This is a genomic window from Rubellimicrobium thermophilum DSM 16684, assembly GCF_000442315.1.
Classification (GTDB): domain Bacteria; phylum Pseudomonadota; class Alphaproteobacteria; order Rhodobacterales; family Rhodobacteraceae; genus Rubellimicrobium; species Rubellimicrobium thermophilum.
On sequence record NZ_KE557324.1, the window covers coordinates 310,677 to 323,600 of the forward strand.

The window sequence follows — 12,924 nt, forward strand, 5'->3', positions numbered from 1 at the left end:
GACATGGCAAACTGGTATGCGATCCGCGCCCGGGGGACGGGTGCGGAAGTGGCGATCTATGACGAGATCGGCGCCTACGGGGTCTCGGCGAAGGGCTTTCTGACCGAACTGGGCGCGCTGCCCGAGGGCACGCCGGTCGATCTGCGGCTCAACAGCCCTGGCGGGTCGGTCTTCGACGCAGTCGCGATCCACAACGCGCTGAAGCGGCACGAGGGTACGGTCACGGTCTGGATCGACGGCATCGCCGCCTCAGCCGCCTCCTACATCGCGATGGCGGGCGACGAGATCGTGATGCCTGAGAACGCCTTCCTGATGATCCACGACCCGGCCGGCCTCGTCATGGGCACGGCCGAGGACATGCGCGCCATGGCCGAGGCGCTCGACAAGGTGAAAGGCAGCCTCGTCTCCGGCTACGCCGCGAAATCCGGCCGGACGCCGGACGACGTCTCCGCGCTCATGGCCGCCGAGACCTGGTTCGACGCGTCGGACGCGGTGGCGCAGGGCTTCGCAGACCGGCTGATCGAGCCCGTCCGGATCGCCGCGCGCTTCGACATCGGCCGCTTTCGCAACGCGCCGCCGGATTTGGTTGAAGCTATCGAAGCCGAGCCGGAGCCCAACGCTGAGTGCGACGGCCGGGAGATCGAAGCGGACGAGGATACCGACGCCGCCGCCGAAGGCGACCCGGTCGAGGGCGCCAAGGACGAGCCGGCCGCCACCTCCGACGACCCGCGGCCGTCGGCCGTGACGCTGCCGCCCAGTGGCGCGCCGCCGGACCCGGACGCGATCCGGGCAGAGGCCATCGGGCATGCGCGGGCCGTCGTCGATCTCTGCCGTCTCGCGGGCCAGCCGCAGATGGCCGGCCGCTTCCTCGAAGAGGACGCCAGCCTCGACGCGGTGCGCGCGGCGCTCCTCGCCGCCAAGGCCGAGGCGGAGCCCGAGATCGCGCCCCATCACCCGCAGCCCGGCCGCTCCTCGGCCGCGCGCCCCTGGGGCGAGATCGTCGCCCGCACCTTCAAGTTGAAAGGATGACATCATGACCACGCTGGTCGAAGGGAAACACCCCGGCGACTTCCTCGTCTGGGAGGCCTTCCGCGACTACACCCGCGAGACGATCACCGTCGCGGCGGGCACGCTCGAGCCCGGCACGGTGCTCGGCAAGATCACCGCCTCGGGCAAGTACGCTGCCCACGACCCGGCCGCCGTCGACGGCACCGAGACCGCCGTCGCGGTTCTCTGGGGCAAGGCGGATGCGAGCGCTGGCGATGCGCCTGCCGTCGCGGTCGTTCGCGGCCCCGCCATCGTCAATCGCCACGACCTCGTCTTCGCCGGCACGCCCAGCGCGGGCGAGATCGCGGCCGCCCACACGGCGCTCCTCGCCGCGGGCATTCTCGTCCGCTGACCCAATCCCGACAGGAGGCATCCTCATGGCCACCATGGACATCTTCGAAGGCGATGCCTTCACCATCGTCGAGCTCACCCGCGCGCTCGAGAACATCCCCTACAAGCCTGCGCTGCTCTCGGGATCGAACCTCTTCAGCCCGCGCGGCGTGCGCTCGCGCACCGTCGTGATCGAGAGCCGCGACGGCACGCTCTCGCTGATCCCGTTCTCCGAGCGCGGCTCAGCCTACGAGCAACAGGTGCCCGACCGGCGCGAGATGCGCGCCTTCGTCTGCCGGCAGTTCAAGAAGCAGGACGTGCTCTGGGCCTCCGAGATCCAGTCCGTCCGCGACTTCGGGTCGGAGAGCGCCACTCAGCAGGTGCAGACCGAGGTGGCTTATCGGCTCAGGAAGCTCCGCCAGGACGCCGAGACCACCTTCGAGTACCACCTGCTGAACGGCATCCAGGGGCTGGTGAAGGACCCGAAGGACCACGCCACGGTCGTGAACTACTTCACCGAGTTCGGCATATCGCCCGCCGCGGAGATCGACTTCGACCTCGACAATGCGAGCCCGGCCTCCGGGGCGCTACGGAAGCGCTGCCAGGCGCTGATCGAGAGCGTCGAAGACTCGATGGGCGGGCTTTCGGCCGGGGCCGTGCAGATCCGTGCCGAATGCGGCTCGGCCTTCTTTGCTGATCTCGTGGCCCACAAGGAGGTGCGGGAGACCTATCTCAACACCGCCGCGGCGGCCGATCTGCGGGGCCGCGTCGCCGACGAGGTCAGCTTCGGCGGCATCACCTTCCGCCGCTACCGGGGCGGCGTCGGCTTCACGGTCCCGACCGACAAGGCGTTCTTCTATCCCGAGGGCATCGAGGGGCTCTTCGAGATCTGTTACGCCCCCGCCGACACCTTCGAGACGGTGAACACCCTTGGCCAGCCGCTCTACGCGCGCACGATCACCGACCGGGATCGCGACGAATGGGTGCGGCTCGAGATCGAGAGCAACCCGCTGCCGATCTGCACTCGCCCGCAGGTGCTGCGCTCGGCAAGGCGGACCTGACGAGTCAGAGCGTTACGCCGTATCGGGCGTGAAGATCGCTGAGATGCCGGACCAGCCAGTCGGCCGGTTCGGTATCCTGCCAGAAGCACCAGAGTTCCGGGTAGCTCATCGCCTCGAACGCCGGCGATGATCCTGCCACGCGCGACCTGAACTCGTCGATCTCGTCTCGATGGGCGGCGAACTCCGGACCGGCGCCCGGGTTCGCAGGCTCCCAGAACAGATAGAACAGCGTCACGGGGCGGTCTGGAAAGGTGCGAGCCAGACCGAAGGCATGCTTGATGAGCTGTGCAGCGTCGAGCCAGGTGTACTGGTCCGGGCGATCCCGGAGGCGGAGCATCTCGCGAAAGTATCCCTGGTCGCGCCGCGCGTCCCTGATCTGCTCCTCGTATGCGGGCGAGAATTCGGCTTGGTGGGCCGACAGGTGTTCGGTCAGCTTGGACTCGATCCCGACCACACCGCCGGGGCCCGAAAGCACGACGTCGAGGTTGGGAGCACGGCCACCGCGGAGTCCGGTGGGGCATTTCCGTTCGAAGCGAAGATCGTCGAAACCGGCACCCATCGGCATGGCGAGGTCGGCGATCCGGCTCCGAAACGGCGCGAAGCAGTTGACCGCCAGCCCTGATGAAGAATGGGCCGCTCGGAACTTGTTCTCCAGTTCGTTGCCGTCCCCCGACGACAGGTCTGCTTCGAAATCCTCCAGCGTGACCTGCGGAAGCAGGGTGTCGTGAAAATCTGCAACGTAGCCCTTCGGGTCGAGGGACGTGTCCGGGTGCTGGCGCATGAACGCCTCTGACAGCGCCTGAACGGCTCGGATCCTCGTCGGGCGCTCAAAATCGATTCCTGTTTCATGGGAGCAGTATAGCCATGACCAGCGCGTTCGCATCCGCCCTTGACGCGCTCTTCGCGGATGCGCATCTCTCGCGCGACATCGTCTTCATCGCCGAGGGCGGCGCGCCTTCGCTGGTCCGCGCGATCCTGCGGCGGCCCGACGACGTGACCGGCTTCGGAGATGCGCGCATCTGGTCGGAGACCACCCGGCTGGATCTGCGCCTCGCCGAGGTGGCGAGCCCGCGTCCCGGCGACCGCATCGAGATCGACGGCGAGCCCTTCCTCATCCAGGGCGAGCCCGTCCGCGACCGCGAGCGGCTCGTCTGGACCGTGGACCTGCGCCCGGCCTGACACCGATGAAGCTGAAGCTCGACATCAGCCCGGACCTCGTCGCCGCCATGGCGGCCGAGGTGAAGGCGGGCGAAAAGGCCGTCACCGCCGCCATGCGCGAGGCCGGAACCGGGCTCAAGACCGCCTGGCGCGGCCAGATCACCGGCGCGGGGCTCGGCCGGCGGCTCGCCAACTCGATCCGGAGCCAGACCTTCCCGAAGGCCGGCGAGAGCCTGAACGCCGCGGCGCTCGTGTGGTCCAAGGCGCCCGCCATCGTCGGCGCTCACGACACCGGGCCGCTGATCCGCTCCAAGGACAGGTTCTGGCTTGCGATCCCGACGCCAGCCGCCGGACGCGGCCTGCGCGGCGGCAGGATCACCCCCGGCGAATGGGAACGCCGTCGCGGGCTTCGCCTTCGCTTCGTCTACCGTCGGCGCGGGCCGAGCCTGCTTGTGGTGGAAGGGCGACTGAACAGCCGAGGGCACGGTGTCGCTTCGCGGTCGAAGACCGGCCGTGGGCGCACGACGGTGCCGATCTTCCTGCTGGTCCCGCAGGTCAAGCTGCCGAAGCGGCTCGACCTGGACCGCGACGCTGAAAGAGCGTTCGACAGCGTGCCGGGTTTGATCGTCGCGAACTGGGTGGAGGGGAGGATCCGATAGCGATCTCGACTGAGTGTGCCACGAGATCAAAGGTCTACGCCCCTGAGTATCGACAGCCAGTCCTCGAACTCGTCCAGACCGTATTTGTTCTTGGCCAGATTGCACGCGAGATGCGTGATCGCGACATTTGCATCGTCGTAGGCGCCGTTGGCGCTGTCTGTTCGATCCGCGGAGGGCTGCAGCATCTTGTTGCCTCCATCGGCGACGAGTGCGCCACCACACAGCGCGCATCGTCCACCTTGTTCGCCCCATTTGCGGACTAGGAGGGCATTGAGATCGGAAAGGTTTGGAGCTGATCGCAGCGGATTGACTTTCACACCGGTCTCACCACCGCGTTTGACGCGCTCGATGATCAGCATCGCCATCCGATAGGCTTCTTTCTTGACCGATGGTTCGATCTCTGCCGACACGCTGCTGCGCAGCTCGAGGTAGTTGGTGACGTCTTCGCGAAGGTTCAGGGTGATGGGCTCGATTTCGAGCGCCATCACGGCCTCTCGCTCGGTGCCGGTCGCTTCGACGACTGCGCCCCTGTTGGCGATCTCGGAAAATGATCGGTATGCAATCGGGATCGTGTCGTGTGCGGCCGGAAAAGGCGGCCCGACCATGTTTGCGGCTGCCAGCACCGCCATCGAGTGGGGCCAGCGATCGCCCCATTGTGCATTCGAGTTCGCCCAGACGTCCGGAGGTACGATCTTGCGCGTCTCGAGGATCTGGTTGGGCTCGATGGTCACTGCCGAAATCAGGCGGCTTCGGTGTTCCGGCAGCCGCGTCATTTCGGTGCTGGTCGTGCCGACGTAAACGAGAACGTCTCGACCTGCCACGAACTCGCGCCTGAGGCGATCGCCGACTGACCGCTTGGTGAAGGACACACAGGGCCACTCGTCGCTGATCTGAGCCCATTCGCTCTTAAGGAAGACTCGCCCGTCGGGTTTCATCATGTCGGATACACGCATGCCCCTGAACCTGATCGGAAATTAGCAACTTGGCAATTCGGCAAGTACGTCTCCAACCTGAGGTCCCGCGGTGCCCACCTCCCGCGAAACCATCCTCGCCGCGCTGCACGCGCGGCTGTCGGCGCTGCCCGCCACTGCCCTCCGCGGCGAGGTGCTGCCCGAGCGCATCCCGGCCGAGGGGCTCCTGATCCTGCGTGATGGCGAGCCGGGGGAACCGGAAGTGACCCTGTCGCCGCTCGCCTACCACTACCAGCATCGGGCCGAGATCGAGGCAGTCGTGCAGGGCGCCGATCGGGACGCCGACTTCGACAGGCTGACCGCCAGCATTGGCGCGGCGCTCGCCGCCGACCGGACGCTGGGCGGGCTCTGCGACTGGGTCGAGGCGGAAGCCCCGCCCCGTAGACCTGCCGGTCGAGGGCGCGGCCAGCCTGAAGGCCGCCGTGATCCCGGTGGTGCTGCACTATTCCACGGCCGACCCGCTGGCCTGATCCAACCGACCACAGGAGAACACCATGGCACGAGCCCAGGGGGCGCGGGCGCAGATGGCGCTTGCGTTCGAGACGACCTATGGAACGCCGCCCGTGGGCGGCTTCACCCGCATGCCTTTCGCCAGCACTTCGCTCGGGGCGGAGCAGCCGCTGCTGAACTCGGAGCTTCTGGGTTACGGCCGCGATCCGCTGGCACCGATCAAGGACGCGGTGACGGCCGATGGCGATGTCGTCGTGCCGCTCGACGCCGAGGCCTTCGGCTTCTGGCTGAAGGCCGCGTTCGGGACACCCACGACCAGTGGCGCGGAGGCCCCGTACAGCCACGAGTTCCAGTCGGGGTCCTGGACGCTGCCCAGCATGTCGATCGAGACCGGCATGCCCGAGGTGCCCCGCTATGCGATGTACTCGGGCTGCGTGCTCGACCAGCTCAGCTGGCAGATGCAGCGCTCCGGGCTCCTGACCGCCACGGCGCGGCTGGTGGCGCAGGGCGAGACGGTCGGCACGACCACCAGCGCCGGGACGCCCGCCGCGCTGGAACTGAAGCGCTTCGGCCATTTCAACGGGGCGATCACCCGGAACGGCACCGCCCTTGGCAACGTGGTCTCGGCCGAGATCACCTACGCCAACAACCTCGACCGGATCGAGACCATCCGCTCGGACGGCCGCATCGACGGGGCGGACCCGTCCATTGCCGCGCTGACCGGTCGGATCGAGGTCCGCTTCGCCGACCAGACGCTGGTGACGCAGGCCATCAACGGCGAGGCCTGCGAGATGGAGTTCGGATATTCGCTGCCCTCGGGCGAGAGCTTCACCTTCACCGTGCACGCCGTCTACCTGCCGCGCCCGCGCATCGAGATTTCGGGGCCGCAGGGCGTCCAGGCGACCTTCGACTGGCAGGCCGCGCGCGACAGCGTCATCGGCCGGATGTGCACCGCAACCCTGATCAATGACATAGAGGTGTATTGAGGATGCTGACGCTCGACCTGACCAACGCGCCGCGCTGGCATGACCTCGCCCCCGGCGTCCGGGTGCAGCTCCGCCCGCTGACCACCGCGCTGATGGTGGCGACCCGCAGCGACCCGGCCGTCGAGGCGGTGCCCGAGGAGGCGTCTGACGAGGAGCGCGCCGTCGCTTTCGCCAAGGCGCTGGCGCGGCGGGCGGTGCTCGCCTGGGAGGGCATCGGCGATGCGGACGGCAAGCCCATCGACCCGAGCCCCGAAGCCATCGACGCATTGCTCGACGTCTGGCCAATCTTCGAAGCTTTCCAGCTGACCTACGTCTCCAAGGGCCTGCTGCTGGAGCAGGAAAAAAACGCCTCCGCGCTCTCGCCGAATGGTCCTTCGGCGGGGGCGAGCGCTACTGCGAAGCCTGCCCGCAAACCTGCCCGGACTGCCCGGCGCGGCTGAACCGGCCGCTGACCCATGAAGGCTGGCAAGTCTGGGACCTTGTCGGCCGTCTCGGCGGACAGCTGCGCGTCCTGCCCGGCGCGGTGATCGGCTGGGACATGTCGGCGGCGCTCGCGCTCGGTGACGCCCTCGCCGTGCCGCCGCTCGCCATGGCCGAACTGCTGCCTGTCATCGAAGCGGTGATGGTCGCGAAGCTCAACGAACAGATGGATCACTCCCATGGCTGAGAAGAGGTTCAGCGTCCGCCTCGCGGCCGTGGGCGGCCGCCAGGTCCGCGCCGAACTGGAAGGTGTCGGCGAGGCCGGGTCGCGCGGCTTCGGACGGCTGAGCCGCGAGATGGAAGCGGCCAACGCCCGGCTTGCGGCGTTTTCTCGCCGTGTAGCTGTGGCTGCCGCCGCCGCCGTCGCCGCCGCAGCGGCCGCTGGCGTGGCGATGATCCGGTCCGGCCTGCAGACGGTCGATGCGCAGGCCAAGCTCGCGCAGTCCCTCGGCACCACGGTCGCCTCGATCCAGACGCTGGAGCGCGCGGGCGAGCTGGCGGGCGTGTCGATGTCCGGCATCGAGCAGGCCACGAAGGATCTGACCCGCCGTCTCAGCCAGGCGGCCACCGGGACCGGTCCCGCCGCCGACGCGCTCGACCGGCTCGGGCTTTCGGCCGAGGAGCTGATCGCCCTGCCGCTGGACCAGCGCGTCGGCGCCATCAACGCAGCCATCGAGAGCTTCGTGCCTGCCGCCGAACGCGCCGCCGTCGCGGGGCAGCTCTTCGGCGAGGAAGGATCCATCGCCATGTCGCGGATCGACACCGCGACGCTGCGGCAGGCGACCGAGGATGTCCTCGCATTCGGGGTCGTCGTTTCCGAACAGGACGCCGACCAGATCGAGCGGACGAACGACGCCATCTCCCGGCTCGGGCTGATCTGGCGCGGCCTCTCGAACCAGCTGGCGGTCGCCGCGGCCCCCGCGCTGGAAGCTGTCGCCGACGCCATGGCGGCGGTCGCCGGCCGCACCGGGCCGCTCGGCATCGCGATCCGCGGCCTCTTCGACAACATCGGCCGCCTGACCACCTATGCCGCCACCTTCGCCGCCTTCCTCGCAGGCCGCTGGGTGGCGGGCATGGCTGCCGCGGCGCTCTCCGTGCGCGGCCTCGCCACGGCGCTGGTCGTCCTGCGCGGGGCGCTCATCCGCACCGGTATCGGCGCGCTGATCGTCGGCGCGGGCGAGCTCGTCTATCAATTCACTCGCCTCGTCTCCGGTGCGGGTGGGTTCGGCGAGGCGATGTCGCTGCTGAAGGACCTCGCGGTCGAGGTCTGGGAGCGGATCCGCATGGGCGCGGCTGCGGCGGGCGCGGCCGCCACGGCGATGTTCTTCGACCTGAAGGCCGACGCCGCCTCGGGCATGCAGAGCGCCATCGAGAGCGTCGTGGCTTTCGGGAACACGGCGGCGAATACGTTCGAGGGCGCCTACGAGGCGATCAAGGCGATCTGGGGCCTGCTGCCCGCCGCCATCGGCGATCTCGCGTTCCAGGCGGCCAACAGCCTCGTCGACGGCGTCGAGGCGATGCTGAACGGCGTGGTCTCGCGCATCAACGTTTTCATTGGCGGGATCAACCAGGGGCTGGAAGCGCTCGGGTCCGAGCGGCGCATCTCGCTGGTACCCGACCTCGACCTCGGCGAGATCGAGAACCGCTTCGAAGGGGCGGCCAGCGCTGCCACGACGGCGGCGCAGGCGGCGTTCGACCGGGCCTTCGAGGACAACCCGCTCACCGCGCCCGATCTCGGTCTGACCGAGGCGGCGAACAGGGCGCTCGAATCCGCGAACCTCTATCGCGGGGCCGCGCGCGATCTGGCCGACGGGGCCCGCGCGCCGCTGGAAAGCTGGCAGGCCCTGCGCGACGCGGTGCGTGGCACCGACGAGGACGGCGCCGACGCTCTGGCCGAGACGACTGCTGCGGCCGAGCGCCTGGAGACGGCGCTTGGTGAAGCCGGACGCGCCGCCACGGGTGCAGGTGCTGCGGCCGGAGCTGCTGCTGCGGTAGCGGAGCCCGCGACCGAGGCCGCCGTCACCGGGTGGCAGGCGGTCACGGCGGCGCTGTCGGATTACGCCAGCAAGGCCCGCGACATCGGCGGTGACATCGGCCAGAGCCTCGTCGGCGCATTCCAGTCGGCCGAGAACGCGGTGGGCCAGTTCGTGAAGACCGGCAAGCTGAACTTCCGCGACCTCGTCACCTCGCTGCTGGCCGATCTCGCCCAGCTCGCGGCGCGACGGTTCATCCTCGGGCCGATCGCCAATGCGCTCTCCGGCGTGTTTGCCGGGGCGGGCGGCATCTTCGCCAACGTCCTGCATGCGGGCGGCATCGTCGGCTCAGCCGGGCCCTCGCGCTTGGTTCCGGCCATGGCCTTCGCCGCCGCGCCCCGGATGCATGGCGGCGGCATGGCCGGCCTCCGCCACGACGAGGTGCCCGCGATCCTGCAGCGCGGCGAGCGGGTGCTGTCGCGGCGGGAGGCGCAGAGCTACGGCGGCGGCGGCGGCGTCAACGTCACCATCATGGCGCGTGACGCCGAGAGCTTCCGGCAGTCCCGCACGCAGGTCGCCGCGGACATCGCCCGCGCCGTGTCGCTCGGGCGGAGGGGCATGTGAGTGCGACCCCGCAAGTGGGAACCGGTTGCGGGGGCCAGAGCACGAACCAAGGAGAAACTTGATGGCGTTTCACGAGGTGCGGTTTCCCGACAACATCAGCCGAGGCGCGCGGGGTGGCCCGGAACGGCGCACACAGATCGTCGAGCTCGCCTCTGGCGACGAGGAGAGGAACGCCAGCTGGGCGAGCTCCCGTCGGCGCTACGATGTCGCCTACGGCATCCGCCGCGCCGACGATCTGGCGGCGGTCGTCGCCTTCTTCGAGGCGCGAAACGGTCGCCTGCACGGCTTCCGCTTCAAGGACTGGGGTGACCACAAGTCCTGCCTGCCCTCGGGCACGGCATCGCCCACCGACCAGACGATCGGCACCGGCGACGGCGCGACGGCCGCCTTCCAGCTGGTGAAGCGCTACGCCTCCGGTGCGCAATCCTGGTGGCGCGCCATCGCCAAGCCTGTGGCGGGCAGCGTGCGCATCGCGCTCGCCGGGGTCGAGCAGCCCTCCGGCTGGTCCGTCGACACCGCCACTGGCGTCGTGACCTTCAGCGCCGCGCCGGGCTCCGGCGTCGCCATCACCGCGGGCTTCGAGTTCGACGTGCCCGTCCGCTTCGACACCGACGTGCTCGACGTGACGCTCGATTTCGAGCGGCTCGGCTCGATCACCTCCATTCCGCTTCTGGAGATCCGGCGATGAACGACACCGGCAGCTTCGTTGCGGCCGTGCTGCGCGAACTTGCGGCCTCGACCGCCGTGATCCTCGCCGCCTGGGGCGCGCTCGGCGGCGCCACGAACGCACTGACCACGAAGATGCGGCTGCGCGACGCGCTGCGGCACATCCTGCTCGGCGGCCTGATCGCGGCCGGGATGGGCAGCCTCTCCATGGCCGTGATCACCGCCTGGCTCGGCCTGCCGCCCGAGGCGATCCCCGCAGGCGGGGCGGCGGGCTCGGCCGCCTATCTCGTCGGGGTCTTCGGCCCGGCCTTCATCGAGATGCTGCTCGCCCGCTTGCGCCGCGCCAACGAAGGCGGCGGCGATGAATGAGCTTTTCCGCCTTGCGCGCTCCCTCCGCTGCGAACCCACCGATCCACGGCAGGCCTTCCGCCACCGCCTGGCGGTAGGGCTCGGCGTCGCGGCGCTGATCCTGATCCTCTCGCTTCTCCGGTAATCCCATGCACATGACCGACCGGGGCCTGCTGGCCCTCGTCCGGCACGAAGGACTCGTGCCCGGGCCCTATCTCGATGTGAAACAGGTCTGGACTTTCGGCATCGGCCACACGGCCGCGGCCGGGCCGCCCGATCCGGCCACCATGCCGCGCGGCATGCCCGCTGATCTGGACGCCGGGATCCGCGAGGCGTTCCGGGTCTTCCGGGCCGACCTGGCTGCTTACGAGGCCGCCGTGATGCGCGCGGTGAAGGTTCCGCTGGCGCCGCACGAGTTCGATGCGCTGGTCAGCTTTCACTACAACACTGGCGGCATCGCCAAGGCTGCGCTGACCCGCCACCTCAATGCCGGCAATCGCGTTGCAGCCGCCGACGCGTTTCTGAACTGGCGGCGACCAGCCTCCATCATCCCCCGCCGGGAGGCCGAGCGCGACCTGTTCCGGCATGGCCACTATCCCGGCGGCACGATCCCGGTCTGGTCCGTGGATCGCACGGGCCGCGTGGACTTCTCGCGGCCGGTCCGTCGCCTGACCGAAGACGAGGCTCTGGCGCTGCTGCGGCCGTCGCCGCTGCCGAAGCCGCCGGTCCTCGATCCTGCTCCCGACGCCCCCACCGGCTGGCTCGTCCGGCTGGCCGCCTTCTTCTCCACCCTGATCCAGAGGGCCTGACCCATGCGCTACGTTCGCCCCAACTCGCTCACCTGGTGGGCGGGACTGCTCGCCATGCTTACCGGCATCGCGTCTCTTTCGCTGCCCGCCACAGGTTCGCTCGGCGAACTGTCCCGTCTCGTCGCGCTGCTTGCCGGCTCGGGCGATGCCTCGCCGGCCGGGCTGATGTTCCTCGGGCTGGGCCTGATCGGCCTGCGCGACCGGATCGAGCGCGGGTTCCGTGGCGATGCTTGAGTTCATCGCCGGTCTGGTCGTGGGCGGCTGTCTCGGGGTCTTCGTCGTCGCCCTCTGCGTCGCCGCCGCGCACGGGGAGCGGGACGGTGGCTGAGTTCCTGATCTGGCTGGTCGCGGCTCTGGGCGCGGTCGGAGGTGTCGTCCTCGGCCGCGTCTGGGGGCGTGCGGAAGGGGAACGCGCGGGCAAACGGGAGGCGGAACGCGATGCGATCGAAGACAAGAACAACCGCGTCGAGCGCGGGCGGGATGCGGTTCGCAATGGCCGCGGCGCTGGCGATCCTGCTGACCGTTCGGCGGGGCGGCGCTCCACTGGAGCCCCGCCTGATCCGCCTCACCGCCGCAACGACGGGCGCTGGTGATGCGGGCTGCGCGTCCTACGCCGAGGCTCGGCTAGGCCGACCTGCTGCCGAGACCGTCGCGGAGGTTCCGCCGGACTGGGCGGACTGGATCGCCGATCTCGACGACCGCATGACGGGAACCTGCCGATGAAGACCCTAGATTCCGCGTTGCAGGCCCATCTGGAAGAGGGCACGACCACCCTTGCCTGGTGCTGGCGGATCGCCCGTGCCGACGGCGTCACCTTCGGCTTCACCGACCATGACCGGACGCTCAGCTTCGATGGCACGGACTTCGAACCCGAGAGCGGGCTGACGGCGTCCGAGGTTCGCTCGGGCTCGGACCTGTCGGTCGATGCGCAGGACGCGGAAGGCGTGCTGACCTCCGACCGCATCACCGAGACCGACATCCTCGATGGCCGCTGGGACAACGCGGCGGTCGAGGTCTGGCGGGTGAACTGGGCCGACACGAGCCAGCGCGTGCTGATGCGGCGCGGCGCCATCGGTCAGATCCGGCGCGGGCGGCTCGCCTTCGTCGCCGAGGTGCGCTCGCTCGCCCATGTGCTGGGCCAGACGGTGGGGCGTACGTTCCAGGCGACCTGCGATGCCGCGCTCGGCGATGCGCGCTGCGGCGTCGATCTGGAGGACCCGGCCTTCAAGGGAACAGGCACCGTCATCGATCTCCTGCGCGACCGGGCTTTCACCGCGTCGGGGCTTGGTGGCTTCGGTTCCGGATGGTTCACCTTCGGCACGCTGGACTGGACCAGCGGCGCAAACGCGGGGCGGCGCACCG

At 69.5% G+C, this 12,924-nt stretch carries 19 protein-coding genes and 1 pseudogene; 18 read left to right on the top strand and 2 right to left on the bottom strand.

Annotated features, from left to right (window positions below):
* Window positions 1-3: 3 nt before the first annotated feature.
* From RUTHE_RS16520 to RUTHE_RS13795, 3 genes are read left to right on the top strand one after another with little or no spacing between them, the layout of a single operon-like run.
* On the top strand, window positions 4-1,029 hold the full coding sequence (locus RUTHE_RS16520) for a head maturation protease, ClpP-related (protein WP_021099087.1): 1,026 nt from the start codon (window positions 4-6) through the stop codon (window positions 1,027-1,029).
* 4 nt (window positions 1,030-1,033) lie between these two features.
* Entirely contained in the window at window positions 1,034-1,399 is a 366-nt protein-coding gene (locus RUTHE_RS13790; protein WP_021099088.1) for a head decoration protein, read from the top strand.
* A 25-nt stretch (window positions 1,400-1,424) separates the two neighbouring features.
* Window positions 1,425-2,438 (top strand): major capsid protein, encoded by a 1,014-nt coding sequence (locus RUTHE_RS13795; protein ID WP_021099089.1) that lies wholly within the window; start codon window positions 1,425-1,427, stop codon window positions 2,436-2,438.
* A 4-nt stretch (window positions 2,439-2,442) separates the two neighbouring features.
* Here RUTHE_RS13795 and RUTHE_RS13800 read toward each other — a convergent pair whose 3' ends face one another.
* Complete coding sequence (locus RUTHE_RS13800) at window positions 2,443-3,219, bottom strand: PGN_0703 family putative restriction endonuclease (RefSeq protein ID WP_021099090.1); 777 nt, start codon at window positions 3,217-3,219, stop codon at window positions 2,443-2,445.
* A gap of 83 nt (window positions 3,220-3,302) precedes the next feature.
* Here RUTHE_RS13800 and RUTHE_RS13805 point away from each other — a divergent pair, with 83 nt between their 5' ends.
* Together RUTHE_RS13805 and RUTHE_RS13810 are read left to right on the top strand one after the other, a co-directional pair.
* Window positions 3,303-3,617 (top strand): head-tail joining protein, encoded by a 315-nt coding sequence (locus RUTHE_RS13805; protein ID WP_021099091.1) that lies wholly within the window; start codon window positions 3,303-3,305, stop codon window positions 3,615-3,617.
* A 5-nt stretch (window positions 3,618-3,622) separates the two neighbouring features.
* The gene (locus RUTHE_RS13810; protein ID WP_021099092.1) at window positions 3,623-4,255 is read left to right on the top strand and encodes a DUF6441 family protein; all 633 of its coding nucleotides are present in this window, start codon (window positions 3,623-3,625) and stop codon (window positions 4,253-4,255) included.
* Window positions 4,256-4,281: 26 nt separating this feature from the next.
* On the opposite strand, the gene RUTHE_RS13815 is transcribed toward RUTHE_RS13810, so the two are convergent.
* Window positions 4,282-5,193: a hypothetical protein gene (locus tag RUTHE_RS13815; RefSeq protein WP_211217763.1), complete on the bottom strand. Its 912-nt coding sequence runs from the start codon at window positions 5,191-5,193 to the stop codon at window positions 4,282-4,284.
* Window positions 5,194-5,278: 85 nt separating this feature from the next.
* Here RUTHE_RS13815 and RUTHE_RS17845 point away from each other — a divergent pair.
* The 13 genes and pseudogenes from RUTHE_RS17845 to RUTHE_RS16700 all read left to right on the top strand — a co-directional run.
* Window positions 5,279-5,696: pseudogene (locus RUTHE_RS17845) on the top strand (acyl-CoA transferase).
* Between the two features lie 24 nt (window positions 5,697-5,720).
* Window positions 5,721-6,662 carry a phage tail tube protein gene (locus RUTHE_RS13825; protein WP_021099094.1) on the top strand — a complete coding sequence of 314 codons (942 nt, stop codon included), beginning with the start codon at window positions 5,721-5,723 and terminating at the stop codon, window positions 6,660-6,662.
* 2 nt (window positions 6,663-6,664) lie between these two features.
* Window positions 6,665-7,102, top strand: a complete 438-nt coding sequence (locus tag RUTHE_RS13830; protein WP_021099095.1) for a hypothetical protein — start codon at window positions 6,665-6,667, stop codon at window positions 7,100-7,102.
* Between the two features lie 83 nt (window positions 7,103-7,185).
* Window positions 7,186-7,329, top strand: a complete 144-nt coding sequence (locus RUTHE_RS17850) for a DUF7697 family protein (RefSeq protein ID WP_245542250.1) — start codon at window positions 7,186-7,188, stop codon at window positions 7,327-7,329.
* Complete coding sequence (locus tag RUTHE_RS13835) at window positions 7,322-9,739, top strand: phage tail tape measure C-terminal domain-containing protein (protein ID WP_021099096.1); 2,418 nt, start codon at window positions 7,322-7,324, stop codon at window positions 9,737-9,739. Before RUTHE_RS17850 ends, RUTHE_RS13835 begins: the two co-directional genes overlap by 8 nt.
* A gap of 61 nt (window positions 9,740-9,800) precedes the next feature.
* Complete coding sequence (locus RUTHE_RS13840; RefSeq protein WP_021099097.1) at window positions 9,801-10,427, top strand: DUF2460 domain-containing protein; 627 nt, start codon at window positions 9,801-9,803, stop codon at window positions 10,425-10,427.
* Window positions 10,424-10,774 carry a hypothetical protein gene (locus tag RUTHE_RS13845; protein ID WP_021099098.1) on the top strand — a complete coding sequence of 117 codons (351 nt, stop codon included), beginning with the start codon at window positions 10,424-10,426 and terminating at the stop codon, window positions 10,772-10,774. The genes RUTHE_RS13840 and RUTHE_RS13845 overlap by 4 nt, the downstream gene beginning before the upstream one ends.
* The gene (locus tag RUTHE_RS18085) at window positions 10,767-10,898 is read left to right on the top strand and encodes a hypothetical protein (protein WP_021099099.1); all 132 of its coding nucleotides are present in this window, start codon (window positions 10,767-10,769) and stop codon (window positions 10,896-10,898) included. Before RUTHE_RS13845 ends, RUTHE_RS18085 begins: the two co-directional genes overlap by 8 nt.
* A 10-nt stretch (window positions 10,899-10,908) precedes the next feature.
* A complete protein-coding gene (locus tag RUTHE_RS13850; protein ID WP_245542251.1) occupies window positions 10,909-11,562 on the top strand; it encodes a lysozyme in 654 nt (217 codons plus the stop codon).
* 3 nt (window positions 11,563-11,565) lie between these two features.
* Complete coding sequence (locus RUTHE_RS13855; protein WP_021099101.1) at window positions 11,566-11,796, top strand: hypothetical protein; 231 nt, start codon at window positions 11,566-11,568, stop codon at window positions 11,794-11,796.
* A complete protein-coding gene (locus RUTHE_RS18705; protein ID WP_425413950.1) occupies window positions 11,783-11,890 on the top strand; it encodes a DUF3789 domain-containing protein in 108 nt (35 codons plus the stop codon). The genes RUTHE_RS13855 and RUTHE_RS18705 overlap by 14 nt, the downstream gene beginning before the upstream one ends.
* A gap of 152 nt (window positions 11,891-12,042) precedes the next feature.
* Window positions 12,043-12,285 (top strand): hypothetical protein, encoded by a 243-nt coding sequence (locus RUTHE_RS16530; RefSeq protein WP_211217764.1) that lies wholly within the window; start codon window positions 12,043-12,045, stop codon window positions 12,283-12,285.
* Window positions 12,282-12,924: DUF2163 domain-containing protein (locus tag RUTHE_RS16700; RefSeq protein WP_021099103.1), on the top strand; the 643-nt coding region annotated here is incomplete at its 3' end. The genes RUTHE_RS16530 and RUTHE_RS16700, both read left to right, overlap by 4 nt.

Excerpts from the sequence above, each read along its gene's own strand:
- RUTHE_RS16520 (WP_021099087.1), top strand. The coding sequence starts at position 4 with ATGGCAAACTGGTATGCGATCCGCGCCCGGGGGACGGGTGCGGAAGTG.
- RUTHE_RS13790 (WP_021099088.1), top strand. The coding sequence starts at position 1,034 with ATGACCACGCTGGTCGAAGGGAAACACCCCGGCGACTTCCTCGTCTGG.
- RUTHE_RS13795 (WP_021099089.1), top strand. The coding sequence starts at position 1,425 with ATGGCCACCATGGACATCTTCGAAGGCGATGCCTTCACCATCGTCGAG.
- RUTHE_RS13800 (WP_021099090.1), bottom strand. The coding sequence starts at position 3,219 with ATGCGCCAGCACCCGGACACGTCCCTCGACCCGAAGGGCTACGTTGCA.
- RUTHE_RS13805 (WP_021099091.1), top strand. The coding sequence starts at position 3,303 with ATGACCAGCGCGTTCGCATCCGCCCTTGACGCGCTCTTCGCGGATGCG.
- RUTHE_RS13810 (WP_021099092.1), top strand. The coding sequence starts at position 3,623 with ATGAAGCTGAAGCTCGACATCAGCCCGGACCTCGTCGCCGCCATGGCG.
- RUTHE_RS13815 (WP_211217763.1), bottom strand. The coding sequence starts at position 5,193 with ATGATGAAACCCGACGGGCGAGTCTTCCTTAAGAGCGAATGGGCTCAG.
- RUTHE_RS13825 (WP_021099094.1), top strand. The coding sequence starts at position 5,721 with ATGGCACGAGCCCAGGGGGCGCGGGCGCAGATGGCGCTTGCGTTCGAG.
- RUTHE_RS13830 (WP_021099095.1), top strand. The coding sequence starts at position 6,665 with ATGCTGACGCTCGACCTGACCAACGCGCCGCGCTGGCATGACCTCGCC.
- RUTHE_RS13835 (WP_021099096.1), top strand. The coding sequence starts at position 7,322 with ATGGCTGAGAAGAGGTTCAGCGTCCGCCTCGCGGCCGTGGGCGGCCGC.
- RUTHE_RS13840 (WP_021099097.1), top strand. The coding sequence starts at position 9,801 with ATGGCGTTTCACGAGGTGCGGTTTCCCGACAACATCAGCCGAGGCGCG.
- RUTHE_RS13845 (WP_021099098.1), top strand. The coding sequence starts at position 10,424 with ATGAACGACACCGGCAGCTTCGTTGCGGCCGTGCTGCGCGAACTTGCG.
- RUTHE_RS18085 (WP_021099099.1), top strand. The coding sequence starts at position 10,767 with ATGAATGAGCTTTTCCGCCTTGCGCGCTCCCTCCGCTGCGAACCCACC.
- RUTHE_RS13850 (WP_245542251.1), top strand. The coding sequence starts at position 10,909 with ATGACCGACCGGGGCCTGCTGGCCCTCGTCCGGCACGAAGGACTCGTG.
- RUTHE_RS13855 (WP_021099101.1), top strand. The coding sequence starts at position 11,566 with ATGCGCTACGTTCGCCCCAACTCGCTCACCTGGTGGGCGGGACTGCTC.
- RUTHE_RS16530 (WP_211217764.1), top strand. The coding sequence starts at position 12,043 with ATGCGGTTCGCAATGGCCGCGGCGCTGGCGATCCTGCTGACCGTTCGG.